Origin of the sequence: Vibrio sp. 10N, assembly GCF_036245475.1 — a bacterium.
Taxonomy (GTDB): domain Bacteria; phylum Pseudomonadota; class Gammaproteobacteria; order Enterobacterales; family Vibrionaceae; genus Vibrio.
Genome location: NZ_BTPM01000002.1, coordinates 966,275 through 990,451, shown reverse-complemented (window position 1 = coordinate 990,451; position 24,177 = coordinate 966,275). Strand labels below are relative to the sequence as shown.

Sequence of the window (24,177 nt, the reverse complement as noted above, 5' to 3'; positions counted from 1 at the left end):
TATTATTTTAAATGGTATCTATACCAAGTATGTGTGTGGTGTATGGTTTGTTGTCAGATTGCCGTAATCTGTGTTTGAGCAAATTGATACATAAATGGATAGAAAATTACACCGAGCACTGCTTTAATTATGGTATAGCATACAGCGTACGCAGATAACGATTAGAGAAGCTTAAGAAATGCCAAAGCGTAGTAAAGAAGATACTGAAATTACGATCCAGAAAATCATGGAAGCGGTCGTTGATCAGATCATTCGTCTTGGGTATGACAAAATGTCGTATACCACATTAAGCCAACAGACAGGCATATCAAGAACTGGGATTAGTCACCACTTTCCAAAGAAAACGGACTTTACCGCCGCGCTCGATGGACGTATTTTCAAGATGTTTGTTGAACACTTAGAGTTTGAAAAAGGTATTGATGGGTTTACGGGAAGTTGGATTAACTCGCTGAAAAACCAGGAGTTTCTAGCAATCCTAAAGCTTCTGTTCCATCATGTTGTTACTTCCGAAAACTCACATGAGTTTGCTTCTAAGGGTATTGATCGTCTGTATAAGTTGGTAGAAACACAGTACGGTGAAGGCAGCGATAAAGAATTGGAATGGCTTATTGGTCGTTCATTGATTCAGTTGTCTAAGTAACTTATCGCTGTTTAAGGCAGTAAGATGAGAAACCGCTCTTTTTAGAGCGGTTTTTTTGTGTCTATGTTGTTTACAGGGCATAGACACAAACCAATTTTATTGCGGTAACACAATTGGAAAGTCGTGGGTTGGGTGTTTGGTTACCAAGGACTGATACCCGTAGACTTTGTTGATCAAGTCACTGGTGAGTGCTTTCCATGGAGCGCCGTCTGCGACAACCTTGCCTCTATCTAGCACTAGCAGCCGGTCTGAGTACTGTGATGCGAGGTTTAGATCATGTAGAACAACGACAACCGCAGCATTTTGCGTGTCCGCGAGCTGCCTTGCAATCGCTAAGGTATTGTGTTGATGAGACAAATCCAATGCAGAGGTGGGTTCATCTAACATTAGGATCTTTTGATCGCCAGATTGATGTAATTGCGTTAATACTCGGGCTAGGTGAACACGCTGTTTCTCACCTCCCGAGAGTGAAGGATAAAGGCGGCTAGCTAGGTGTTCTACATCCGCCGACTGCATATAACGTTTGGCAAGCGAGCGTGTCGCGTGATGACACATCTCTAAAGGGATAGCGCCCAACTCAACCACTTCAGAAGCGAGAAAAGGAAAGGACAAGGTGCTGTGTTGCGGAAGTAGCCCCAGATGTTTTGACAACCGCTGCGCAGGCCATTGTGCCCTTTGCTTGCCAAAGTAGCGAATATCAAAATCGGAAGGGGTCTCCCCACAAAGAAGTTTCAGTAAGGTACTTTTTCCTGCGCCATTAGGGCCAAGTAGAGTTGTGACCTGGCCTGAATACAGATCGATATCAATGTCATCGAGTATGACTCTGTCACCAAATTGCATGCGAATGCCGCGAGCTGAAATGGCGACATCATGGGGAACAGATTGATGAAAAGGGTTGGCAATGTCGATATCGCGCGCAAGGCTCATAGGATTTTTCCTTTTTGCTGAAATAGCAGATATAAGAAGAATGGCGCTCCCACTATGGCGGTAACAATACCAACGGGCAGCTCAGCTGGCGCAACAGCGACGCGTGCAACCATATCGGCAGCAGTCATTAGCAAGGCTCCAAGTAGCGCAGATAAAGGCAGCAAGGTACGGTGATCAGGGCCTGCGAGCATCCTGCCCAAATGGGGAATAACCAAGCCGATGAATCCAATAAGGCCGGAAACACTCACTGTCACTCCGACCCCCACGGCGGTTAGTAGTATTAATTGCCTTTTGAGTCGTTGTACCGGAATACCAAGATGCTTCGCTTCTGACTCGCCAAGTAATAGAGCGTTGAGCGCCATCGATTTTTTATGGAAGTAGCAAAACAGCACTAGGAATGTGATCGCAGATAATGCAATTTTTCCCCAACTGGCTCCTGCCAACGACCCCATTGACCATAGTGACAAATCTCTTAACATTTGGTCATCGGCGATGAAGTTTAAATAGCCTATTGCAGCCCCTGATAAAGCGCTAATCGCAACGCCGGCAAGCAGCATAATGGTAACAGAGGTGCCAAATTTACTGGTGCCTAATCGATAGACCAGAATCGTTGTCAGTGCGCCGCCGAAGAATGCGAAGACAGGTACCACCATTAATGCCATAAACTCGGGGAAAGTGATTCCCATCGCGGCAAACCCAACAATCGCTAGCGCTCCCCCTAGTGATGCACCTGCGGAAACACCGATGATTCCGGGTTCAGCCAACGGGTTACGAAAAAGCCCCTGCATCACTGCGCCGCATACAGCGAGAATTGCGCCCACCAACATACAAAGAAGCGTTCGTGGTAGGCGTATGTCGTGAATAACTAAATTGATATGTGGCGCGAGATCGTTTGTTTTCGTGGTCAATGAGGTGACGCTTTCCCAGAACGAAATATTCATGGGGCCGACGGTAATGGAGTACACCGAGGAGACCGCGAGCAATAGTGCAAATGCTGAAAATACGAGAGTGTTGGAAAAATTTCTTAGCATACTGTTCTTATAGCAAGCCCAGCAAAGCTGGGCGTTGATTTAGGTTGCAATCCGGAAGCGGGACAAAAGAGGCTCATTCTAAATGAGCCAATGAGCTGGTCGATTTATGGATAGAGCAGGGCGTTTATTCGCTTGGCTTCTTCTAGGCTTTTCAGGCCGAGGCCGCCAACTAATGCATGGCCATCGATCGTCAAAATGGCATTGTTAATTCCCGCTGGTGTGGCCGACAGCATAGGAAGTGCTTCGATAATTGCGGCACTACCACCAAGTTTGGCGTGACTGCGACCGCTAACGAGTACGACATCTGGTTGCATTTCAATGATGGATTCATTGGAGATGGGTTTGTAGGAGGTCAAAGAAGCAGCGGCAGGATTGATGCCACCCGCTAGAGTGATGATGGCATCTGGTGTGGTGTCACTGCCCGCGACATTTGCTGGACGTCCTTCATGAATAAGCAAAAAGAGGACTTTCTTCGCTTTGTTCTCGTTAGGTTGATTGGATTTTAGAGCTTTTACTTGTTCATCGATGGCCGCCTTAAGAGCGGGCACTTTTTCTTCGGAGTGAGTAAGCGCTGCGATTTGATCAATGCGCTTGTTTAATCCATCGATTGTAGGGGCGCTATCGACGACCTGTATCTCAACACCGACACGTTGCAATTGATCTAATGTCGGTTTTGGGCCCATTTCATCTGAGCCAATGATGATGGTCGGCTGAAGTGCAAGAAGACCTTCTGAAGACAATGCCCGGTGATACCCCACTTTAGGCAGTGCTGAGTCCTCGGGTGTAATGCTCGTTACGTCGACGCCGACAAGTTGTGATTGTGCGTCTAGCGCAAAGATTAATTCTGTGACCGACGCACCCGCACTGACGATTTTCTCCGCATTGTTAGCAAAAGCTAGACTAAAAGGAAAAGAGAGTGCAGTACCCACCAAAAGTATCTTTTTTAAAGGTTCATCGCGGCTTTCCGGGGAAGGCCGCTTTAATCTTTAGAAAGAAGTAGTCCGTGTCTCGGTAACCATAACCCATTCGCTTGATGAGTTTTATCTTGTTATTGATACCTTCCAAGGTGCAAGTATTCAGATGGTATGAAGCTGATGCCACTATTCCGTGAAGGTAAGGTTTGAGCTTTCTAGCAAAATTAATAAGAGGTTGTATGCCACTTTCATTCACCTGCTGCCACCATACTTCCCATAAACCTTTAGCGTGCTCCTCTGAGTCACAATACCAAAGTTCCTTGAGTTGAGCTCCAAGCAGATGAGTGATCATGAGGTCTCGGTTGATTGAGAGTATTTCATCAAGATAACTCTGTTGTTTTACGTTCAAGTTCTCTCGGTTTTTCAGAAGCACCCAACGGGAACGTTTTATCCAACGACGTGCTTTCTTGTCCGTTTTTAATTGATTTGCTTGGTCTACACGAACCCTATCCATGACCTCTCGACCGAACTTGGCTACAACATGAAACATGTCATAGACAATACGAGCATTTGGGCAATGCGCCTGCACTTCAAGGTCAAAAGCTGTGTTCATATCCATTGCCACAACTTCAATGTTGACGGCATTGTCGCCGAGCTCTTCAAAGAATGGGCGAATGTCCTTTCGGCTTCGGCCTATGCCAATCCAAAGCACTTGGTGTGTTTGAGCATCAGCAATGACCGTCGCATATCTGTGCCCCTTGAAGATGGCGAACTCGTCCATAACAAGTTGACGCAAATCACTCCAAGGCACCGTTGGCACAACTCGCTTAAGACGTTGTTTATCAATTTCTTTAATCGTATGCCAATGCACTCCGGTCAGCTCGGAGATATGCTTGATAGGCAATAGGGGCAGTAACTTTTCAATATAGCCCTTCAAGCGATTTGTGATTCGAGCATATGGTGCAACCCATGGTATAGCTTCCGTTTTTACGCCACAGTCAGGACAGTTTATCCGTCGAGTTTGTACCAAAAGCTCAACAGGAATATCGAACATCATTGTTTCTTTTAGCACTCGCCATTGGTAGTCATGAATAGAGTCGGATGAGCGACCGCATTGGCAGTGAGCGGTAGAGTCAGGCTTCAAGGTGATTGTAATTAAGGAGTCAGTTTTGTGGGACTTTATGATTTCAAAGCCTTCCCAGAAGGAAGATAGGAAAGTATTATTCGACATGAAAACGGTAGTTTTTGGCAGGTTGTGTTTGGCGATGTAACCATACCATTAACTACCGTTTTTGTTTTCAGCTCCCGCTAATCCGCGATGAACCTTTTTAAAGCGTGTTTCATTATGAGGATCCTAGGGAAGCCAGTGTTGTCCATTAAGTTATCTGGTGAGCTCACAGCATGTGTATAGCCCATAGTTTGATAAGAGTATGCATCGTAGTGAAAATAATATCAATTATCATTTGCATAATCATTTTCGTACGATTATGATCTTTTGCGTTTTAGATTAAGCCTTATACAACAAGGCATTGATACCAATCGTGAGCAGTTATGAAAATTGATTTAAGTCAACTCAATGAATCGCATTTTGGGGTGAATAGCCCCGATCCACTTCGATTTGCATTCGGTAGGAAAACATCGCCCCATGCAGGAGGTATGGGAAAACCGGTACCACAAGCACAGTATGACGGTCTGTTTCATCAACTAACTGCTCAGTCTACGTCCCGCAATAAAAAACGCTGTTTATACATTCATATTCCGTTTTGCCGTGTTCGCTGTACGTTTTGCAACTTTTTCCAGAATGCCTCGAGTCGTCGATTGATCGATGACTACTTTGAAGCGCTCATGAAAGAGATTGAAATCAAATCGCAACTGGAGTGGACGCAAAGTGGTTTGTTTCATGCGGTATACATAGGTGGCGGGACGCCTACGGACCTGTCTCCTGATCAGGTACGTCGACTAGGAAAAGCCATTTATGCTTCCTTTCCATTAGCTACAGATTGCGAAATTACGTTAGAGGGTCGTACTAATCGGTTTAGTGACGAAATGTTTGAGAGTGCGTTGGAAGGGGGATTCAACCGTTTCTCTTTTGGCATTCAGAGTTTCGATACTAAAGTGAGAAGGAGTGCTAAGCGACTTGATGACCGTGAGGTCGTGATGAAGCGAGTATCAGAACTTGCGGCCAGAGACGAGGCTCCAATCGTTATTGATCTTCTTTACGGGCTTCCTTACCAAACCTTAGATGTGTTTGAGCAAGACCTAAACGACTATCTGGCAACAGGTGCCCATGGTGTTGACCTGTATCAATTGGTGGTTGGAGGCTCGGCACCAATGATGGACTTGGTACAAAAAGGGCGTTCGCCTGCACCGGCATCTTCGGCAGAGAAAGCGGCAATGTATGAACTGGGTGTCAACTTCATGAACACGCATTTCATTAAGCAGTTAAGCGTTAACCACTGGGCTAGAGATAACCGAGAGCGCAGTCAGTATAACAGTGTCGCGAAAACATTTGCCGAAGTGTTACCGATTGGCGCGGGAGCGGGTGGAAACATTGGTGGCTATGGAATGATGCATCATCGAACGCTTGACGCTTATATGGCCGCGATGCGTGCGGGCGATACGACGATTGCGATGATGAGCAAGCAAAGCGATTACGAACCTGTATTGGCCAGTCTTAAAGCAGGTTTTGATAGCGGTATCGTGCGAAGAAGCATGCTCGTGAGCTTTGAAGGCCAAGACACGTTCGAACTGCTGACACCACTATTTGACGTTTGGCAACAGCATGGACTTGTCGAACGACACCGAGACTACCTCGAGCTGACTGTAGCGGGAGCGTTTTGGGCGGTGACGTTAGCCCAAGGAGCGATCGCCGCGATTAACACCATGATTAAAGATAAACCACAGATGCCAAGCGGCATAGGGCATCCGCATGCCACTACGGCGCAGAAGCAGAACAAAGCGAAAATGAACGCTGCATAGGAAATAGAATGACAATTGAATTGAAGCAAAATGTTGCACATATCTTAGAAACCGAACCGTCACTGCTGCCATCGGCTATCGCAGAAAAGCTGGGAGTCAGTGAACGTGATGTTGTATGTGCCATGCCAGAAAATATGGTCGCGTTCGAGAAGGGTGATGTAGCTCAACACATCTTAGAGTCCATCACGACTTGGGGCCCGGTGACGACGATTGTCCACTCGTTTGGTTCTATCTTTGAGGTCAAAGCGCCATTTCCAAAAGGCAAGGTCGCACGAGGCTACTATAACCTCATGGGTAAAGAAGGTGAGCTACATGGCCATTTGAAGCTTGATTTGATTAAAACCGTGGCGCTGGTAAGTAAACCTTTCATGGGCAACGAAAGCCATTACTTCGGTTTCTTTGATGAAGCGGGAAACAACGTATTCAAAATCTACCTAGGGAGAGATAAGAAACGTGTACTGTTCCCAGAGCAAGTAAATAGCTTCAAGGCACTACAGCAACAACTGCGTGGCTAGACAAACAGTTACAAAAGTATATCGCATTAAAAATTGATTATAATTATTAGAGAAAGTGAGGTTTCAACATGGATCAACAAGTTAAGCAAGAGCGCCTGCAAGGACGTTTAGGCCCGGAAATTAAAGAGTTTCGTCAAGAGCGCAAAACCATTCAATTAGCAACGGTTGACCAAGAAGGTCGCCCAAATGTCAGCTATGCGCCATTTGTACAAAATCAAGATGGCTACTTTGTTCTCATTTCTCAAATTGCACGTCATGCCCGTAACTTAGAGCAAAACCCAAATGTATCGTTAATGATGATTGAAGATGAAACGGAGAGTAAGCAGCTGTTTGCTAGAAAGCGTTTAACCTTTGATGCCGTTGCCACTGTTGTCACACGTGATACTGAGCAATGGCAGCGGGTCGTGAGCCAAATGAAGGAGCGCTTTGGTGAAATCATTGACGGATTAAGTCAGCTAGAAGATTTCGTTTTGTTTAACTTAAAAGCGGAACATGGTCTGTTTGTTAAGGGCTTTGGTCAAGCCTATCAAGTCTCAGGTGATGATTTAGTAGACTTTGTTCATCTTCAAGAAGGTCATCGCAAAGTGGCTGATTCAGAAGCTTAATTGATTCTTTGGTTGCACAGCCTTTACGCAAAAGCATAGTGTCACACAAAGCATAGTGTCACACAAAGCATAGTGTCATCCCCTTGAAAAAGGGGATCCTTCACAGTGAGTGACTCACATAAATCGAGCGCATTAGCTGCTAACAAAGATCCTCACACGCGTGAGGATGACGGCTATTTAATACTGCTCTACACGCTACCATGAACCAGATTTGGTCGAGAAGCTGTCCTTAGTTCATAAACTAATTGAGCGAGCAAAAGCACTCCAGTTGCGGCAAGGCCAACCAAAATACCTCCCCAGATCCCAGCCAGCTCGTAATGAGACATCAATAGCCAAGCGGCAGGAAGGCCAAAAATCCAATAACCAATCGCAGTCATGATGGTTGGCAAAGCGACGATTTTCATCCCCCGAAGAAGGTTAATAGCCAGCAGCTGCCAAGCATCAACGACGAAACATAGTGCCACGACCCATATTAATGAAGAAAGCATATTGGTAAGGGTGTGTTCGCCTTCGCCATCAAGTTGGAATAAGTTAGCAATCGCTTCTGGCCAAACGATGAAAACAACCGCTAATACTGCACTTAAAATAGTGACTAGGGCAAAGCTGCGTTTGGATACCGCTTTCACACCATCGAGATTATCACTACCGAACTCTTTACCCACTAAAATCGCTGCTGCTTGAGAGAAGCCGAAATTGATGTTCCAAGTAAAGCTTAGGCATTGCAGTAAGATCTGATGTAATGCAAGTGCGGTGACTCCGATAAAGCCAGCCATCAATGTCCCGCCATAAATGAGTCCCATTTCAAGTGCTGCCGCGATAGCAATAGGGATCCCCATAGACAGCAATGGTAACATTAAGCGCCACTCATACTCTTCCAGGTGGAGCCAGGGAGCAAATCGATAGTAAGTCGGTCGTCTAAACACCCAATAACCATAGCCAAACAGCACAAGAGTGGCAGCGAGCGTGGTTCCAAACCCGAGACCAGCAATGCCCCATCCCATATTGAACGCGAGCAGGTAACTGAACGGTACATTTAACGATACGGTGGCGAGCGACATGACCATAACGGATTTAGCGTCACCATAATTGCTGGTCAATCCTCGAAGGATTAACAGTAAAAGTGTTGGTAGCATTGCCCATTTGAGTGTATCGAGATAGGTCATCGCAACGACGATGATCTGTTCTGGTTGCTTGGCTAATCGTAAAAACTCGGGGGCGAAAATAAACGCCGACGTCAATACGGTAGTCAGAAGTAACGACAGCATTACCGCCCCTTTCACGGCGAGGCGAACTTGCTTTTTACCGTGCTCTGGTCTGGCGACACTTTGTCCGTATGCTATGGCGATTAAATTAGCAACGCAGCCAACGGTGCTGCCCGCAACAAGAAAAACAAAGGTATACACTGACGCACCAAGCCCACCGCCTGCAAGATCACTGACACTCAATTGTGCCATCATCCAGACGTCAGTAAGCACGAGCGCCATAGCGATGAGTTGTGAAATGATGAGTGGTGTCGCGAGAGACAAGATGCGCTTCATAAATAACCCCGGGTGATAGTGGGTGTATTTTATATGCATAGTTATGGCGTTCAATTAACATTTATGTCACTCTGGCATTCCTTCAGATTATGTGAGCAATTATGAATCCATATTCGAACATTCCGTATTCACACAATGCACTAAAAGTGTTTGAAGCTGTGGCAAGGCGCATGAGCTTTACGTCTGCAGCGCAAGAGCTACACGTGACGCAGAGTGCGGTGAGTCGACAAGTGAAGCAACTCGAGGATGAGTTGAATGCATCTTTGGTTATTCGTGGTCATCGCTCAATACAGTTAACGCTGAAAGGGCAAGCATTGTATGAAGTGTTGGGGCGAAACTACACCGCACTGCAGTCATTATTAGACTCTTGGAAAGAGCCCGATACCAACAAAATTGTCATACGAGCGGCGCTAAGCTTCGCGACCCGGGCGCTACTGCCGAAAATCCAACAGTTGAATGAACGATTTCCAAGTTACGAAATTGCGGTGATCCCAGTCATAGATGAAGAGGAAAGTTTAGGCAAAGGTGATTATGATTTATTTGTGTTCACTACTCGCAACAGCAAAGCTTACGAGGATGACCCAGAGATATTCTTTATACGAGAAGAATACATGGCGCCCGTGTGTACCCAGCAACTGATAGGGGACAGGCGTGATATTGAACACCTGCTGACTTTACCTAGACTACACCCAACCCTCGACCATCTTGATTGGCGCGCATGGCTTAAAAAGATAAATCATACAGACAAGGCTATAGCTCGCAATTCGACGTTTTTTACGTTAGATCTCACGCTTAGCGCCTGTTTATCTGGGCATGGTGTAGCTGTGACAGATTTACTGTTGGCACTGCCTGAACTGGAAAGGGAATATCTAGTATGCCCTGAGAATGCGCGGATACATTCAAGTGGCTGGCGATATTTCTGTCATCAGAAAACGACGTCGCCAATCGTTGAAGAGCTGGTGGATTGGTTAAAACAAGAGACAATAGAAGAGCTCAGAAAGCTCGAGTTGCTTTCTGAGCGTCATGGTTGGGGATCGATTAAGGGTTAACCTTGTGGCTCAGCTTGATGTTGCTTCACTATGGCTTCGAGCTGATCGTAAGGGATGAAGCCTGGGATGACTTGATCACCAATGAACATCGCTGGCGTACCTCTTAGCCCCAAAGCGGCGAATGTTTTGTAATTTTTAACAAGAGATTCGTTAATGGCCGTATCTCCCGCCAGAAATTGTTCTGTTCCAGTTTTTTTTGCTATGGCTTCAAGCGAAGCTTTGTCATGTATCCCTGGTTTGGCAACAAGTAGGCGGTTGACCTCTGGAAACTTCTCGGGTGCGTTTTGCCATACCTTGATAGCAAATGCTGCAGAGTTTGTCTCAAGCCCATCAATGACTTGTTGTTTGAGTGGCACATAGATGTTGATGACCTTTAGGTCTGGATTGTTGCCCGCCATTTTACTAAGTACCTGATCTAAACGCTTACAGTATGGGCAGTTGTAGTCGGTAAAGTTAATAATGACTGTATTGCCATCGGGGTTGCCCGTTATGCTATGTATGGTGGTGTCATTGAGCCAGCTATCACTTTGTTGCTTCACCTGTTGAAGCTGTTTCTGATTTTCGACATATTGTTCAAGGCTGGCATGCAGATCGGCAATGACTTCTGGATTTTCATTGAGCAGTTGATGGATCGCCTCTAATTGTTGCTGCTGCTCGCTAGTGAGCTTGGCAAAAGAGAGCGTTGGCAATAAAGCAGTTAGACTGATTGCCAGCGAGAGAATTGTTTTTTTCATTTTATGTCCTTGGCTCAGTGCACTACTGAGCTGATAGAAGTCTTAACCATAAACCCATAGGGGTGGTCACGCCGGTAGAGATATTCTCTATTTGACCATTGTTAATGATGGCGATGGTTGGGGTGACAGTAATATTCCACTGACGGCTGATTACGCCCGTCGTATCGTTGATAACAGGAAACTGATAGTCCTTAGCTTCCATATACTGCCTTACACGTTGATCGGGCCCTGAAGAAAGGGCAACGGATACCACCTGATAATGATTTGAGAACCAATCAATGGTCGGGCTCACAAATTTGCACGCTCCACACCATGTTGCCCAAAAGTAGAGAACGACCGGAGCCTCGTGACTTTGCTCGATGATGTCGATAGGGATGTTATCTATGCTCACCGCCTGAACCACCGGGGCCTCACCACTTGGCATATTGATGCTTCGATACCAATCGAGAGCAAGAGAAACCAGACTCAGCAGTATAAAAATGCTGACGAGTTCTTTGCTCCATTTGATTAGCGTACGTTTCCAAGAAGTGGATTTAGTCATTAGGCTTACCACCCGCTGTATTCAGAGCTTGGGTTACTACGTCAGAGGTCAATATGACTGGTAGCGGGATCCCGTTGGGGTGATCAGGGCCGTAGACAATGTTGAACGGCACACCAAACCGGCCATAACTCTGTAGGTATTCAGTGACGCTGTCACTTGGGGTGGTCCAGTCGCCACGCATAGTGACCACGTCGGTCTGCTGGAGCTGGCTATAAACCGGGTCTTGGAGTATGACGCCAATTTTGTTGGCTTTACACGTAATACACCAATCAGCGGTAACATCAACAAAGACCGTTTTTCCCTGCGCAACCAATGATGGTATCGACTTTGCGTCTAGTCGTTGCCAGTTGAGATCATCGACAATAGGCTTCGACCAGCTATCAGCAGTGACACTGCCAATAATAAGACTGCTCCCGAGCGCAAACACTGAAAAGCCAGACATTAATATGACCGCTTTCTTACCATAGGACTTCGCCATCAAGACAAACGTCGACAGCAAAACGATGCCGATGATTGCGTATGTTGCAGGAGTGCCGATAAACGTAGAGAGCAGAGACGTCAACCAAAGGCTTGTGATCAACATCATTGCACCAAATACCAGCTTGAGTTTGTTCATCCATGCACCAGGTTTAGGGAAAACTTTGACCAATGCTGGAAAAGCGGTGAAGAGCAGCCAAGGCAAGCTCATGCCAATACCTAACGCGATGAAAATAAGCCAAAGCTCGATGTAGCTTGCGCCTAAAGCATAGGCAACAGCCGTACCCAAAAACGGAGCACTACAAGGGGTAGCGAGCAAAGTTGCAAACATACCCTGAATGAAATGCCCGCTGTAACTATGATCACCCTTAGTTGCCAACCAAGTGTTCATTGAGCTTGGCAACTGAATATTGAAAAGCCCAAGAAGATTCGCAGAAAACAGCAAGGTAACCACTGCCATCACGACGATAAAGCCGCTGCTTTGAAATTGAATTCCCCAGCCGACCATGTGCCCAGCCATCTTTAAAGCACTCAACAGCGCGGCTAGAATCACAAACGAGGTGATGATGCCTGCGCTGGATGCTAAGAATGACAGACGGACTTGTTTTGCCGATTGGTTAGCGCCCATGATGATGGAGTTGAGTTTCATGCCAAGCACAGGTAAAACACAGGGCATCACGTTTAGGATGAGGCCGCCTAAAACCGCAAAGCCCAACATCCAAAGTAGGCTGCCTTGGTTTGGCAGCGCCATTGGGGCGGTTGAGACTGTGGTCGAGGTTTCGGTAAGTAATAGCTCATCTGACACCGTAACTTGGATGGTCTTATCAGCAATATTGGCTTCACCGAGCCAATTACTGACTTGGTAGGTCGCGTAGAGCGTCTTACCTTCGATCGTCAGCTTTGGCTGAGAGAAAAACTCATCCGCCACATCGTCACCATCTACTAGAACAAACGGTTTGCTCCACATGGTATCTGCGGTGAGCTTAAGGGTAAGCGTTTGGGCTTGTTGATCCCAATAGCTTTGCGCAATTTCAACTTGACTACTCTCTTTGGGGGTCAGGCTCATCCCTTGCCCAAAAAGGTAGGCTGCATCTGAATCGAGAGCCAGTGAGCTTGTGTCAATAGCCAGCTCAATAGGGTAGTCCGTAATAACGCAAATGTTGGTACAACTTGGCAACCGTAAGTTGGCTTTAAGCAATATCGGTTGTGATGGGTCGGTGATAGTGACGATGAGCGGGAAACTCACTTCGTGTTTATACCCAAGCGTCAGAACACCTAGCTGTTCATAATAAGCCGGTACTGGCCAGTGCCACTCAACGTTGTCGATGTTCGTTGAATCACTCCAGTCAAACTCGGGCGCAACGCCACCTTCACCAGGGTTTCGCCAGTAGGTTTTCCAGTCTCCATCGAGTTCGACATCTAATACCATTTCCATTTGACGAGTGTCAGGATTGATATGTCCGGTAGAAAGGGCTCTCACTCTAACCGGTGGATGCATTGGATCTTGTATCCATCCTGTGGATTGAGCCAAAGAACCCGCACTATAGAATGCAGCGAGGGTTGCTGTTAGTAGCATCAAAATCATGCTTGTTATCTGTCGCAGTGACGACATTAACGGATATGCCTTGCTCCAGGCACCTTTAATTTCAGTGTTTTTATTCGACACAGTATTCTCCAAAAAGTAATTAATAGACCTTGGTGAATACTTTTTTATTCCCGAAATGTGCAGAGCGTGAGGTGAAGTCTATTTTTGGGGGGAGTGCTATCCACGCGCTTGCTTGGTTTTTGCTGAGCACGCTGGGTGGAAAGGAGAGAGATGATCGCAATAAGAAACAGCAACGGAGTTAAGTCTTCGATCCCAGAGAGAGATTGAGTAAGCAGTTTCTTGGTCACGAAGCATGGTTCTTCAGCATTGGCACTACCATGAACGATAGTATTGATTGATTCACTATCAAACAGTGCCGCGTAACTAAGGTGACTCGTTGCTGTAGGCGATGGGGTTGGAATTTTGCTGTGGTACGCAACGTTCGTTTTCAGTGCACAGAGAAGCACAACCATAAGGGTCATGATCAGAAATAGAGCGCGAAAAGTAGTGTGCCTGAAGGTATGCAAAAAGTATTTCTCTATCGTTATTACAGCGATGACAAAACCCATCAAAATCGAACGACTAACTTAACGTGTTACTGAAAAACGTCAAGTAAAATTCATCGCTCCGTGAGTGAATGTCGGGTAGTTGAATTGGTCGCATGAATGAAATGAGAAGGTTTTTTGCACAAAAAAGAGCAGCCTAATTGCTGCTCCTATTGGGGTCTTTAGCCTAGCTTTTAGGCGGCTTTACTGACTAACCGCAAGATCGCTTTGTTGATACCAATGAGATCGTCTACTGAATTAGCACCTTTGATCGCATCGAGCAGTGATTCCTTACTGCAGTTGGGAATAACATCAATGTTTTTTACTTTTCCCATAAGTGTGTTCTTCATCAATTCAAATTGTTTTTGTTCGAACATGATATTGAGCCTGTGACGTTGTTTATTATTGCATTGCGCCGCTATCTTACCTTCTTATTGTGACAATTGTTTGGTTTTTATTGCAACAGTATGTGGTTTCAGGGGAATAGTCTTTCGACGGCCAGTTTATAATAAGGATTTGTGCTAGTGGATTCCAATGCAAACAAGCAATGAAATGGTAATAGTGATAGGTAGTGAGTATCTGAGTTGAGGGTAATGTCAGTAACTGGTTGAAACTTCAATAGTCTTGATAAAGAACTTTGTAACTTATTGTTAACTCGCGGCTTGGTGTTACATTATGTTCACATTGGAGATGTGATCTTGGTCGAAGCAGACGATAAAAAAAAGCCCCTAGAAAGGGGCTTAATTGATTGGCTAACTACTTACCCGATAACCAGAATACAGCGTCGTTCACTTTGTCGCTGCGAGGTGTGCCCTTGGCCAAAATCTGATATTGAGTGTCAGGTCGTAGGCCGACGAACTTGACGATTTCTTGAGTAGAGTTGCTTCTGTCTAGTAGCAGGTAGTCATACTCTGGGTCAACACCGTCCAAAATTGCTTGAGCACGCTCTAGGTCGACACGAGGTACTGACCATTCGTGATACAAGAAGAAAATCGATGTCATGGTTTCTGAGAAGCGAATGCTGGCGATGCGGTCGCGTTTTTCTTCCGGAACTTGTTCAACAAATGCAGCAAGATCAGGCTTCATATCTTTAGCAATATCGATTGCCGGGAACAGATAGGTGAATGCGCTCGAGAAAAACAGAGCAGTCATAATTGCCATTTTGCTCCACTGCGGCCAAGCCTTTCGCTCGACGACGATCATTAAAGCAACCGCCGCGAGAGGGATCAATGCGACTAAGTGCCAACTGCTTAACCATTCCATCAGTGCTGGTGGGATTTTGTGCTCTGGAAGTAAGCCTGACCATAGCGGCACGGCTGCGAAGGCGATCAACACAAATGACATTAGCGCTAGCCATCCGCGGCGATACCAGTCAAACCACTTACCGGCCAAAGTCGTAAGTGCATCAGCAATCATTAGTGCAAACAGCGGCATCAATGGTGCTAAGTACATAGAGCGTTTAGTAACAGAGTAGGACAACACAAAAATCGCTAGGGCAAACCAGAAAGCGAGCAGTCCATCGGTCCAAGAGAGCTGTTTAGGTTGACGCAGTTTATAGACAAAGTGACCTAGCCATAGAAGCAGCAGAGGCGTCCATGGCGCGCTGTATTCAAGTACACCTTTTACGTAGTAGAAAGGTTTACCAGCGTGGTTGTGACCCAATGTATTGGTTGCCGAACCAGTCAGACGGCCAACTTGGTTATCCCAGAACCACGCTTTCCAAAGCTCTGGCGAGGCGGTTTTGTAGAATGGGTAAATCCAGCTAGCCGCGACCAAACACATAGTGGCGATGCCTATTACATGCATGGCAATGAACTGTCCCATTGGAGCGGCTTGTTCGGGAAATTTCTTGCGCAGGTGCAGCGCTCGTAGCACTAGAGGCACCCAAGACAAACCAATACATAGCACAATGGCGACAGGACCTTTGCTCAAGAAGGCAAGTCCTGTAAACGCGCCTGCTATAACTAAGTAGCCAAGTTTTTGGCGTAGGTAAGCCTCGGTGAACGCCCACGTTGCTGCGATGGTGGTGAACATCAGCGCGGCATCAACACGAAGCCAGTGGAAGTTAAGTACAAAGCCTTCTAGCGTGCCCAGTACCGCAAGTGCCATCCAAGCAAAGTTTTCGCCCTTAAATAGGTAAGCAATGCGATAGGTCGCAGCCAGTGAGCCTAGACAAAGTAGAGACAGTGCTAAACGGCCCGCCATGATGGCGTCGAGCCCAGTGGCATGCATCAAAAGGGTCGACATGACGAAGAAAACAGGAGGCTTTTCGACGAATGAGATGCCCGCAAATTGAGGAATGATATAGTCCCCAGTTAGGTACATGCTATGAATAATCGCAGCGACTCGAGGTTCGTCTGGCGTCCAGACATCGTGATCGAAAAGACCACTAAACACCACCGCGAGAATGGCGAGTACCAGAATAAACTTCCAGCTCTGGTTTTGATCACCGGTTTGCGTTGTTGACACTTTTTTTCTCCACTGTTGCTGCAAGTAAAATAGCTTGCGAGCGCCATGTTAAAACATTCATTAAGATAAAAGGGGTAAATTCTAGTTAGCTAGGATTGATGCATCAATAGTTTCTCTCTGAAATACAACTGTATTTCCACAAAAATTAACGTCGTGCTGACAGAAGGATACCTTCCTATACGTTAGCTTTATATGTTGTTTTTGTAACGATTAATAATTTTATACTTACAAGGGCATAGGTATAAAGCGATAAATTGTTATGGCGAATGGTTCTAGCGGTGCCTATTGCCATAAAGTGTGATTTAGATCTACTATTGCCACCAAGGTGATGGGGTTCCACCTACTTAACCGCCATTTGGCTGATGACTCCTACAGTTTCTGAAAACAGGTGTAACTTGTTCGTGTGATGACAATGTCACGCGGTAACTGTAGATCTAAGCCGATTCCTACACCTGTTTTCCCGTCATAGGAAAACACCATGCAATATTCTCATGAAATTCAATCTATGTGCCCGATACAGCAAGGGGCGCTCCATCCATCTGCACCCATTCCAGTTGAAGGACGTTGGGTCAATCCGAAAGATGTCATTGCCATTTCTGGCTTAAGCCACGGCGTAGGAGCTTGTGCACCTCAGCAAGGCGCAGCAAAACTTACCCTGAATGTAAAAGACGGCATAGTGGAAGAAGTGTTAATTGAAACCATCGGTTGCTCAGGTATGACACACTCCGCTGCAATGGCATCTGAAATCCTCACTGGAAAAACCATTTTAGAAGCCATGAACACCGACTTGGTTTGTGATGCGATTAACGTGGCGATGCGCGAGATCTTCCTGCAATTTGCTTACGGACGCACTCAGTCTGCGTTTTCTGAAGGTGGACTTGAAATTGGGGCGGCCCTCGAGGACCTAGGCAAAACCCAGCGAAGCCAAGTGGGAACAAGCTATGCCACGCGAGCTAAAGGGCCCAGATATATGGAGGTTGCAGAAGGGTATGTGACGCGTCTCGCCTTAGACAGTGATAATGAGATCATCGGCTACGAGTACCTCAATCTTGGAAAAATGATGACCGAAGTAAGCAAAGGAGTGCCTGCTGATGAAGCGATGAAGCTCGCTCAAGGTCGTTATGGTCGCTTCGATGAAGCAGTAACCATTGTTAACCCACGCCAAGATTAATTGAGGAACTCATTATGACTATTACCACACAATCGCTACTCAATGAAATGGGTGTTGACAACCTGGATCAAGCTTATCAATTTTGTCTCCAGCATGAGATTGACCCAAAACACCTAGTGCTCGAAACGCAACCCATCGCATTCGATGATGCCTGCGATGCTTACACTCTTGGTAGTGCTTTGGCGCTGCATCGCAAAGTCGCTAACGCACAGGACGCAGCACTGGCTATTGGTGAAGGGTTGCAAGCATTTTGTAAGCCGGGCAGTGTAGCTGAGCAAAGACAAGTGGGGCTGGGGCACGGCGCACTTGCGGCGAGACTGCTGAGTGAAGAAACACAGTGTTTTGCGTTTTTGGCAGGACATGAGTCATTTGCTGCCGCGGAAGGTGCCATTAAGATCGCGCAGAATGCCAATAAGTCTAGGCGGTCACCTCTGAGAGTGATTCTTAACGGATTGGGTAAAGATGCCGCCTACCTTATCTCACGTATCAATGGTTTTACCTATGTGAAAACGCAATTTGACTACCAAACGGGACAGTTGAATGAAGTTAGCCGCAAACGCTTCAGCCAAGGAGAGCGTGGTGAAATCCTCTGTTATGGTGCTGACGAAGTACGTGAAGGTGTTGCTATCATGCACGCTGCTAATGTGGATGTGAGCATTACCGGTAATTCAACTAACCCAACACGTTTTCAGCATCCTGTCGCAGGCATATACAAGTCGGAGCGCCTAGAACAAGGTAAACCATACTTCTCCGTGGCGTCGGGTGGCGGAACGGGTAGAACACTGCACCCAGATAATGTGGCAGCAGGTCCGGCAAGCTATGGCATGACAGATACTATGGGAAGAATGCATGCCGATGCGCAGTTCGCTGGCAGCTCATCGGTGCCTGCCCATGTTGCGATGATGGGCTTTATCGGGATGGGGAATAACCCAATGGTCGGAGCTTCTGTCGCGCTGGCTGTCGCGGTTGAGCACAGTTTAAACCGTTAGTTTCTAGACTGAGTTTTTGATTGGCATCCGAATGACATCGGATGCCAACATCAAAGTTTAAACTCTATGACGTTCGATTCACTTTCGTTAATCAGTCTTTTTACAAAATCATCGACCGGCATCGGCTTGTCAAAGTAGTAACCTTGTCCAACTTCACAACCAATTTTAGCGAGGTTATTGGCTTGTTCTTCTGTTTCAATACCTTCGGCTACAACTAATAAATCGAGGTTTTTGGCCATGGCGACCATGGCTTGTACCAATTGTTGATCTTTAGAGTCGGTGATGATGTCACGCACAAATGACTGGTCGATTTTGATTCCGTCCACGGTAAAGCGTCTTAAGTAACTTAGTGACGAATAACCCGTACCAAAATCATCAAGCCAGACCTCAATGCCGCTTGCGCGGATTGCTTTAAGCGTCCGTTCAGCCTCGTCTTCATCTTGAAGTAACAAACTCTCTGTGATTTCTATTCGAATAGTTCTCGCAGGAACATGGTACTTCTCCATGTAGAACGCGAACATTTCAACCAAATTTTGTCTGTAGAGCTGTTTGGATGAAATATTGATTGAGACATGAAAGTCGTGAGCGAAGTAGGGCATCCACTGTTGAATTTGGAAGCATAAGCGCTCAATTAGCCACTGGCCAAGCGGCAGAATCATCGCCGTTTCCTCGGCAATGGGGATGAAATCCGCGGGTGGGACTATACCCAGAACAGGATGACGCCAGCGAACTAATGATTCTGCCCCCATGATTCGACCGGTTTTCAGACAAACTAAAGGCTGGAACCAAAGCTCGAATTGCTGAAGATCTGATAGCGAGCGTCGCAGCTCACGCTCGATATTTGCTCGGTGCATGACAGACTTGAGCATTTTTGGGGTAAACACTTTGTGGGTGTTTTTGCCATCGGCTTTAGCTCTGTACATGGCAATGTCAGCATTTTTGATTAAATCTTCTGCGGTTTTACCATTTTGCGGATAGCGAGCAATCCCTATACTACCACCAACCACAAGCTCATCATTTTCCATCAAAATAGGAGAGCGTACGGCGAGGAAGATTCTTTTAACTAAATCATCTACGTTCAATGTGGATTTAATGTGAGGGATCAGCATCAAAAATTCATCGCCGCCAATCCGCGAGATCATAGTAAGAGGATGATCGTTGGTGATCTCTCTGGCACAGGTGGTGAGCTTTTCAGCAAGTCGCATGAGTAAGAAGTCACCACTGTTGTGGCCGTAGTTATCATTAATGACTTTAAATTCGTCAAGGTCGATAAACAACACACTGAATGACGTCGCGGGGTAAGACTTGATTGTCCCTTGCAAGTGTTGGATAAACCGTGTGCGATTGGGAAGATCGGTTAATGCGTCATGGTAAGCAAGATGCGAGATTTTTTGCGTGCGCTGTTCCAATTTCGAGGCCATTGACTGAACGGCTAGGGTCAAGTTGCCGATCTCGTCATGTCGTTTTTCTGCACTCATAGTTTGTGCCAATTGAAAATCGCCTCGCCCAATGGATTCAGCTTGTTCAGTGAGCTTAGTTAAAGGTCGACTCCAATGGCGAGAAATAATCGCTGCCATCAGTGCTGAAAACGACAGCAGCAGAATGGCTGCGGCCAAAACGCCAAGATAGAGAGCTTGTTGAGAGCGTTCGTTGGTCGACTCTATTAACGCGGCCATGTTAGCGATATCACGGTCGACTTTATCAAGCGAGAACTCGAGAAAGATACCACCAATAATTTCATCTGCGGCTTGAATTGGACGAATGATGATCAAATGGTTATCTGTGAACTCATGGACTCGTTGCCCTTGTTCGAGTACGGGAGCGACATCATTGGGAAACGGCAAGGTCTTACCGAGCATGACCAAAGAATTATCGCCATCGTGAAACACTGAGCTTTGGGCATCGAATACAACAAGTCTATTGAGTTCATCCATCTGCAACAATGGCTCAAGTAAGTAGCCTGCTTCTTCCAAGTTATACATATAGAGCGGGTCAAACATCGCCTTAGACAGATAGCTCGACATTTGTTCGGCGCGCTTACTTAGCTCGGCTCGGAATGTCTTACTGTTTTGTACAGTAAGTTCGTGGAGAAGTCTCTGTGAATGATTGGACGATAGCCATAGATGAACGGCGGCGCTGGTCAGAGTCATGACTACAGCCAGTGCAAATGTCACCAGCATGTACTGTCCTTGTAGTCGTAATTTCAGCTTCATTATCCGATTACCTAGTTAAACCACAGATGTTCAATTTGCATTCGATATCGATTGTAATCTTCAAAAGATTGCAATTGTGCTGGTGAGAACGCCTCAAACTTGGTGGTTTTCTGAAATTTGTACAGTGCGGCTTTTCCTTGTGCTGTTTGATGTGCATTGACGAGGCTTTCTGTAATAGCTTGACTAACTTGCACGGGTAGGTCACGACGCAACAATATCACGCTACGTGGGATGAACTCAGTGCGATGGATGATCTCCATTTCTGGTTTTATATGCGGTGGCATGTCTCCAGAATCATCCCAGTTGGTGTTGGCAAAGGCCCCTGCGTCCGCTTGGCCGTGCGCAACCCAAGTAGACAGTGAGATTTCATCGGCTCGGCGTAGGACATCTCCAGCTACAACGATATTGACATGACTCGAGTGAGTGTTATTGGTTGGTGAAGGTTGAGACGTCATAGGCAATTGTTGGTTAAGTAGCGTTTGAACTGGCATGTAAAAGCCCGACGTTGAGCTTCTGTCTTCGAGCACCAGAGTTTTACCAATGAGATCGTCCAGAGTGTGGATTCCGCTGTTTTTGCGCGCAAAAAATATGGTCTGGTAGTCTGCTTGTCCCTTCTTCCAGCGGCGCAACAGAATGTCAGCGTTGTGCTCTTGTTGCAGTTTTAGTGCTGAAAACAAGGTTTCTGAAACCATATCAATTTCACCATTGTCGAGCCATTGCCCTAGTTCGACAATGGAGTTGGTGACCTTAACGCGTCCTTGTGTGTAGCCGAACTGAGCAAGCGTTTGCCCTAAGTACTTTGCCAACGGCGAAGTAAAGCCGATGTGTTTACGAGCTTTGTTACTGAGAACACCGATCGTAAACGTTTTATTCGGCGTTACGTTTTTGGCTTGCGTAGTGTTATTGACGTTAATCGTATCTGAAGCAAAGCTGAGACCGCTAAAGCCAATAGCGCTGAGTCCAATTGCGGCGATGCCCAGCATTTTCACGGCTGCGCTTTTTGGGCATAGCGTACGGAGTGCCAACGGATTAAAGACAGGACGTATGCGCATTACAACAAGCCTTTTAAATAGTGGATAAAGATATATTAGGTGATAGCTGTCGACATTCGAACGAAATTAAAGGGTTCGGCAAAAAACTACTTTTACTTTAGGAATGAGTGCTTATTGCCTGAACGAATAAATCTCATTCACTCTTCAATTCGCTGCTTGGCAACTATTTCTTATAACTCAGAATGTTAACACAACCATTTGTGGTGTGAATGCTTGTGGCACAAAAATAGCCGGTGCTCGTTGTCTAGAGTTTGATATGCTGCCCAATAATTTATTAAACTTTGCGCCGGAAGTGCCGATATATAAGGCACTCTCAGCATAAAGTAGTAGGTAAGGTAACGGTGAAGAAAATATTGTTGGGACTTGGCGTTGTTGCAATGCTTTTAGGAGGTGGTGCTGGAGTGGCGTATTATCTTGGCTACTTCGACGATCCTCAACCGAATCAGACTCGCTCAACAGGTAACGAACGACTTCCACAGACTGCTGTGACACCTTCAACAATAGAAGAACCAACGCCTGAACCCAAGCCACTGCCTAGCCAGTATTACGTCTCTCGTGCTGTAGAGACGGTTTATCAGCAACCGGAAACAAGCGCAACACCAGACGGTATTGCCTATTATGGTGAGCAATTGAACGTCATGGAGCGCCGCGGTGATTGGATACGAATTGCTCCCATCTACCAGTTAGAAGAAGGGGCTGAAGAAGTATCGCAGTGGGTTGATAGCGCCAATCTGTCCGTAGAACCGGTAAAACTTTCAGGTAGCACCTGGTTGGATGTACTTGATGGATATATTGAAAACAGTGACCACTATATGAGCTTTCAAGAGGCTTTCATTAACGCCAGCACACAATTGATACAAGCTAAGCGCTGTCGATTAGCGGACTTTGAAGAGGTCGGCGGTTGGATTAAGTCAATCAATCACCAAGATAGCGTCTATTTCACCTACTGTGGTGGTATCGAGACCGAGCACAAAATCTATCTGAATGTGGCGAGTGGGAAGATTTTCTGACATCTTCCTCTGTCATGAGCCCCTGCACTTAACTGAACCAACCTTCTACCAAGGCGATTGGTCTCGCTCCCTTTCAGCTGTTCGAGCCATGTCCTTTACGCATTGCTTCAGCCGCTTTAGAGACGTGAGATCCCCATGTTCAACATGCTCGATAGGTGCGTAGCCATTAAACACGGTGGAGTTGTTGCGAACATTAATGAAGTTATTAATAAAGTGGGAGCTTTCAAATGCTGTGCGAAGTAGGCCATCTATTTCGACGATTAGGTGGACTCGTTCAAACGTGGAAGGCCCAATAGGTACCGTTGCGGGAGTGACTTTAAGGCGAGCGTGTTGCTCTTTAGAAAGCTCCAGGATTGCCTCTGTTTGCTGATTGGATGCTCCCCAGCCATCGAGTACACTTAATGCGTATTTGACCAGTGTAAGTCTTTCATTCTGAGACAGTTCCATTGTCCTATCCTTTTTCACCACTACAGGTTTGAATATAGTTGCTGAGCGGTATTACCTCAAGATGAAGCTGATGGCGTGATGGTTTAGCTTTTTTTATTTGTTTTCTAACTGTCTTAGGCACATAATGCCAACCAGTCAGTATTGAGGTTGTATTTTTGAGTCAGTTCAGTGTGTCATTTTTGCTTGCTTTTGTTGTCGCGTTTTTCGCGCCAATGGGGTTTGCTGCATCCGACACAAACGAGAATGAACAGACTCGTTCTCACAATACCAATAGCTGGACTCATTCTCAGAGTAATGAGTTTATTGCTACGCCTCGTCCGCTATCTAGCCGACTCGCTTCAACGCTCAATCAGCGCCCAACCCACCCACGCAAACCAAACCGCCCAACCTCCAATTCATTTGGTGAACACGATGCACAAGGCATTTTGTCGTCTTGGCGTTGGTTTAATAGTGGTCAGGAATCACGTGAGCAAGAAGCGCCAGATTACACCCAAATTACCGATCTCGGGGCGTCATGCTATGTCGAGCAGTGTGTTAACTCGTCGGCGACTAAGCTTTTAATACCTTTCTATTTTCGTTATGCCGCTTCTGAGCACCGTTTGAGTGGTTGGAAAGATGGCAACACGCTATACGTTTATTTGAACTCCCTCAACGCCTAGTTCTCTGTATCTATTTCTTTATTGCTAAAGCTTGCATTGCTTAATGTACAAGCTCACTAGTGCATTTTCATATTTATACATTTCAGC

22 protein-coding genes and 1 riboswitch are annotated in these 24,177 nt (G+C 46.2%); of the genes, 9 read left to right on the top strand and 13 right to left on the bottom strand.

Annotation, left to right across the window (positions count from 1 at the left end):
* Window positions 1-178 precede the first annotated feature (178 nt).
* Complete coding sequence (locus tag AAA946_RS20560) at window positions 179-640, top strand: TetR/AcrR family transcriptional regulator (RefSeq protein WP_338166614.1); 462 nt, start codon at window positions 179-181, stop codon at window positions 638-640.
* A gap of 96 nt (window positions 641-736) precedes the next feature.
* Here the strand turns inward: AAA946_RS20560 and AAA946_RS20555 are convergent, their stop codons facing one another.
* From AAA946_RS20555 to AAA946_RS20540, 4 genes are all read right to left on the bottom strand, one after another.
* The gene (locus tag AAA946_RS20555) at window positions 737-1,567 is read right to left on the bottom strand and encodes a heme ABC transporter ATP-binding protein (protein ID WP_338166613.1); all 831 of its coding nucleotides are present in this window, start codon (window positions 1,565-1,567) and stop codon (window positions 737-739) included.
* Window positions 1,564-2,598: a FecCD family ABC transporter permease gene (locus tag AAA946_RS20550; RefSeq protein ID WP_338166612.1), complete on the bottom strand. Its 1,035-nt coding sequence runs from the start codon at window positions 2,596-2,598 to the stop codon at window positions 1,564-1,566. Before AAA946_RS20550 ends, AAA946_RS20555 begins: the two co-directional genes overlap by 4 nt.
* A gap of 104 nt (window positions 2,599-2,702) precedes the next feature.
* The gene (locus AAA946_RS20545) at window positions 2,703-3,536 is read right to left on the bottom strand and encodes a heme/hemin ABC transporter substrate-binding protein (protein ID WP_445206127.1); all 834 of its coding nucleotides are present in this window, start codon (window positions 3,534-3,536) and stop codon (window positions 2,703-2,705) included.
* 13 nt (window positions 3,537-3,549) lie between these two features.
* The gene (locus AAA946_RS20540; protein WP_338164865.1) at window positions 3,550-4,743 is read right to left on the bottom strand and encodes an ISL3 family transposase; all 1,194 of its coding nucleotides are present in this window, start codon (window positions 4,741-4,743) and stop codon (window positions 3,550-3,552) included.
* 320 nt (window positions 4,744-5,063) lie between these two features.
* On the opposite strand from AAA946_RS20540, the gene hutW reads away from it, so the two are divergent.
* From hutW to hutZ, 3 genes are all read left to right on the top strand, one after another.
* Window positions 5,064-6,491, top strand: coding sequence for a heme anaerobic degradation radical SAM methyltransferase ChuW/HutW (gene hutW / locus AAA946_RS20535; RefSeq protein WP_338166610.1), 1,428 nt, complete (start codon window positions 5,064-5,066; stop codon window positions 6,489-6,491).
* 8 nt (window positions 6,492-6,499) lie between these two features.
* Window positions 6,500-7,006, top strand: coding sequence for a heme utilization cystosolic carrier protein HutX (gene hutX / locus AAA946_RS20530; RefSeq protein WP_338166609.1), 507 nt, complete (start codon window positions 6,500-6,502; stop codon window positions 7,004-7,006).
* 68 nt (window positions 7,007-7,074) lie between these two features.
* Window positions 7,075-7,611 carry a heme utilization protein HutZ gene (gene hutZ, locus AAA946_RS20525; protein WP_338166608.1) on the top strand — a complete coding sequence of 179 codons (537 nt, stop codon included), beginning with the start codon at window positions 7,075-7,077 and terminating at the stop codon, window positions 7,609-7,611.
* A gap of 188 nt (window positions 7,612-7,799) precedes the next feature.
* Here hutZ and AAA946_RS20520 read toward each other — a convergent pair whose 3' ends face one another.
* Window positions 7,800-9,149: an MATE family efflux transporter gene (locus AAA946_RS20520; RefSeq protein WP_338166607.1), complete on the bottom strand. Its 1,350-nt coding sequence runs from the start codon at window positions 9,147-9,149 to the stop codon at window positions 7,800-7,802.
* 101 nt (window positions 9,150-9,250) lie between these two features.
* Between AAA946_RS20520 and AAA946_RS20515 the strand changes: the two genes are divergently transcribed.
* A complete protein-coding gene (locus tag AAA946_RS20515; RefSeq protein ID WP_338166606.1) occupies window positions 9,251-10,198 on the top strand; it encodes a LysR family transcriptional regulator in 948 nt (315 codons plus the stop codon).
* Here AAA946_RS20515 and AAA946_RS20510 read toward each other — a convergent pair.
* From AAA946_RS20510 to AAA946_RS20490, 5 genes are all read right to left on the bottom strand, one after another.
* Complete coding sequence (locus tag AAA946_RS20510; protein WP_338166605.1) at window positions 10,195-10,932, bottom strand: DsbA family protein; 738 nt, start codon at window positions 10,930-10,932, stop codon at window positions 10,195-10,197. The two genes, AAA946_RS20515 and AAA946_RS20510, sit on opposite strands and share 4 nt — an antisense overlap.
* A gap of 22 nt (window positions 10,933-10,954) precedes the next feature.
* Window positions 10,955-11,473, bottom strand: a complete 519-nt coding sequence (locus AAA946_RS20505; RefSeq protein ID WP_338166604.1) for a protein disulfide oxidoreductase — start codon at window positions 11,471-11,473, stop codon at window positions 10,955-10,957.
* Entirely contained in the window at window positions 11,466-13,562 is a 2,097-nt protein-coding gene (locus AAA946_RS20500) for a protein-disulfide reductase DsbD family protein (protein WP_445206126.1), read from the bottom strand. Before AAA946_RS20500 ends, AAA946_RS20505 begins: the two co-directional genes overlap by 8 nt.
* A 712-nt stretch (window positions 13,563-14,274) precedes the next feature.
* On the bottom strand, window positions 14,275-14,415 hold the full coding sequence (locus AAA946_RS20495) for a hypothetical protein (protein ID WP_338166603.1): 141 nt from the start codon (window positions 14,413-14,415) through the stop codon (window positions 14,275-14,277).
* 421 nt (window positions 14,416-14,836) lie between these two features.
* Complete coding sequence (locus tag AAA946_RS20490) at window positions 14,837-16,549, bottom strand: ArnT family glycosyltransferase (protein ID WP_338166602.1); 1,713 nt, start codon at window positions 16,547-16,549, stop codon at window positions 14,837-14,839.
* Window positions 16,550-16,864: 315 nt separating this feature from the next.
* Window positions 16,865-16,928: riboswitch (Fluoride riboswitch) on the top strand.
* Between the two features lie 99 nt (window positions 16,929-17,027).
* Between AAA946_RS20490 and AAA946_RS20485 the strand changes: the two genes are divergently transcribed.
* Together AAA946_RS20485 and AAA946_RS20480 are read left to right on the top strand one after the other, a co-directional pair.
* A complete protein-coding gene (locus tag AAA946_RS20485) occupies window positions 17,028-17,720 on the top strand; it encodes an iron-sulfur cluster assembly scaffold protein (RefSeq protein WP_338166601.1) in 693 nt (230 codons plus the stop codon).
* A gap of 14 nt (window positions 17,721-17,734) precedes the next feature.
* Window positions 17,735-18,709, top strand: coding sequence for a GGGtGRT protein (locus tag AAA946_RS20480; protein WP_338166600.1), 975 nt, complete (start codon window positions 17,735-17,737; stop codon window positions 18,707-18,709).
* Between the two features lie 50 nt (window positions 18,710-18,759).
* On the opposite strand, the gene AAA946_RS20475 is transcribed toward AAA946_RS20480, so the two are convergent.
* Together AAA946_RS20475 and AAA946_RS20470 are read right to left on the bottom strand one after the other, a co-directional pair.
* Entirely contained in the window at window positions 18,760-20,922 is a 2,163-nt protein-coding gene (locus AAA946_RS20475) for a putative bifunctional diguanylate cyclase/phosphodiesterase (protein WP_338166599.1), read from the bottom strand.
* A gap of 11 nt (window positions 20,923-20,933) precedes the next feature.
* Window positions 20,934-21,974 carry a phosphate/phosphite/phosphonate ABC transporter substrate-binding protein gene (locus AAA946_RS20470; RefSeq protein ID WP_338166598.1) on the bottom strand — a complete coding sequence of 347 codons (1,041 nt, stop codon included), beginning with the start codon at window positions 21,972-21,974 and terminating at the stop codon, window positions 20,934-20,936.
* A 341-nt stretch (window positions 21,975-22,315) separates the two neighbouring features.
* Between AAA946_RS20470 and AAA946_RS20465 the strand changes: the two genes are divergently transcribed.
* Entirely contained in the window at window positions 22,316-22,984 is a 669-nt protein-coding gene (locus AAA946_RS20465) for a hypothetical protein (RefSeq protein ID WP_338166597.1), read from the top strand.
* Between the two features lie 45 nt (window positions 22,985-23,029).
* Here AAA946_RS20465 and AAA946_RS20460 read toward each other — a convergent pair whose 3' ends face one another.
* Window positions 23,030-23,431 (bottom strand): hypothetical protein, encoded by a 402-nt coding sequence (locus tag AAA946_RS20460; protein WP_338166596.1) that lies wholly within the window; start codon window positions 23,429-23,431, stop codon window positions 23,030-23,032.
* Between the two features lie 155 nt (window positions 23,432-23,586).
* On the opposite strand from AAA946_RS20460, the gene AAA946_RS20455 reads away from it, so the two are divergent.
* Window positions 23,587-24,090, top strand: coding sequence for a hypothetical protein (locus AAA946_RS20455; protein ID WP_338166595.1), 504 nt, complete (start codon window positions 23,587-23,589; stop codon window positions 24,088-24,090).
* Window positions 24,091-24,177 lie beyond the last annotated feature (87 nt).

Coding starts and splice junctions, on each gene's coding strand:
- AAA946_RS20485 (WP_338166601.1), top strand. CDS start 17,028: ATGCAATATTCTCATGAAATTCAATCTATGTGCCCGATACAGCAAGGG.
- AAA946_RS20515 (WP_338166606.1), top strand. CDS start 9,251: ATGAATCCATATTCGAACATTCCGTATTCACACAATGCACTAAAAGTG.
- AAA946_RS20520 (WP_338166607.1), bottom strand. CDS start 9,149: ATGAAGCGCATCTTGTCTCTCGCGACACCACTCATCATTTCACAACTC.
- AAA946_RS20495 (WP_338166603.1), bottom strand. CDS start 14,415: ATGGGAAAAGTAAAAAACATTGATGTTATTCCCAACTGCAGTAAGGAA.
- hutW (WP_338166610.1), top strand. CDS start 5,064: ATGAAAATTGATTTAAGTCAACTCAATGAATCGCATTTTGGGGTGAAT.
- AAA946_RS20500 (WP_445206126.1), bottom strand. CDS start 13,562: ATGTCGTCACTGCGACAGATAACAAGCATGATTTTGATGCTACTAACA.
- AAA946_RS20470 (WP_338166598.1), bottom strand. CDS start 21,974: ATGCGCATACGTCCTGTCTTTAATCCGTTGGCACTCCGTACGCTATGC.
- AAA946_RS20510 (WP_338166605.1), bottom strand. CDS start 10,932: ATGAAAAAAACAATTCTCTCGCTGGCAATCAGTCTAACTGCTTTATTG.
- AAA946_RS20555 (WP_338166613.1), bottom strand. CDS start 1,567: ATGAGCCTTGCGCGCGATATCGACATTGCCAACCCTTTTCATCAATCT.
- AAA946_RS20505 (WP_338166604.1), bottom strand. CDS start 11,473: ATGACTAAATCCACTTCTTGGAAACGTACGCTAATCAAATGGAGCAAA.
- AAA946_RS20550 (WP_338166612.1), bottom strand. CDS start 2,598: ATGCTAAGAAATTTTTCCAACACTCTCGTATTTTCAGCATTTGCACTA.
- AAA946_RS20560 (WP_338166614.1), top strand. CDS start 179: ATGCCAAAGCGTAGTAAAGAAGATACTGAAATTACGATCCAGAAAATC.
- AAA946_RS20475 (WP_338166599.1), bottom strand. CDS start 20,922: ATGAAGCTGAAATTACGACTACAAGGACAGTACATGCTGGTGACATTT.
- hutZ (WP_338166608.1), top strand. CDS start 7,075: ATGGATCAACAAGTTAAGCAAGAGCGCCTGCAAGGACGTTTAGGCCCG.
- hutX (WP_338166609.1), top strand. CDS start 6,500: ATGACAATTGAATTGAAGCAAAATGTTGCACATATCTTAGAAACCGAA.
- AAA946_RS20460 (WP_338166596.1), bottom strand. CDS start 23,431: ATGGAACTGTCTCAGAATGAAAGACTTACACTGGTCAAATACGCATTA.
- AAA946_RS20480 (WP_338166600.1), top strand. CDS start 17,735: ATGACTATTACCACACAATCGCTACTCAATGAAATGGGTGTTGACAAC.
- AAA946_RS20540 (WP_338164865.1), bottom strand. CDS start 4,743: ATGTCGAATAATACTTTCCTATCTTCCTTCTGGGAAGGCTTTGAAATC.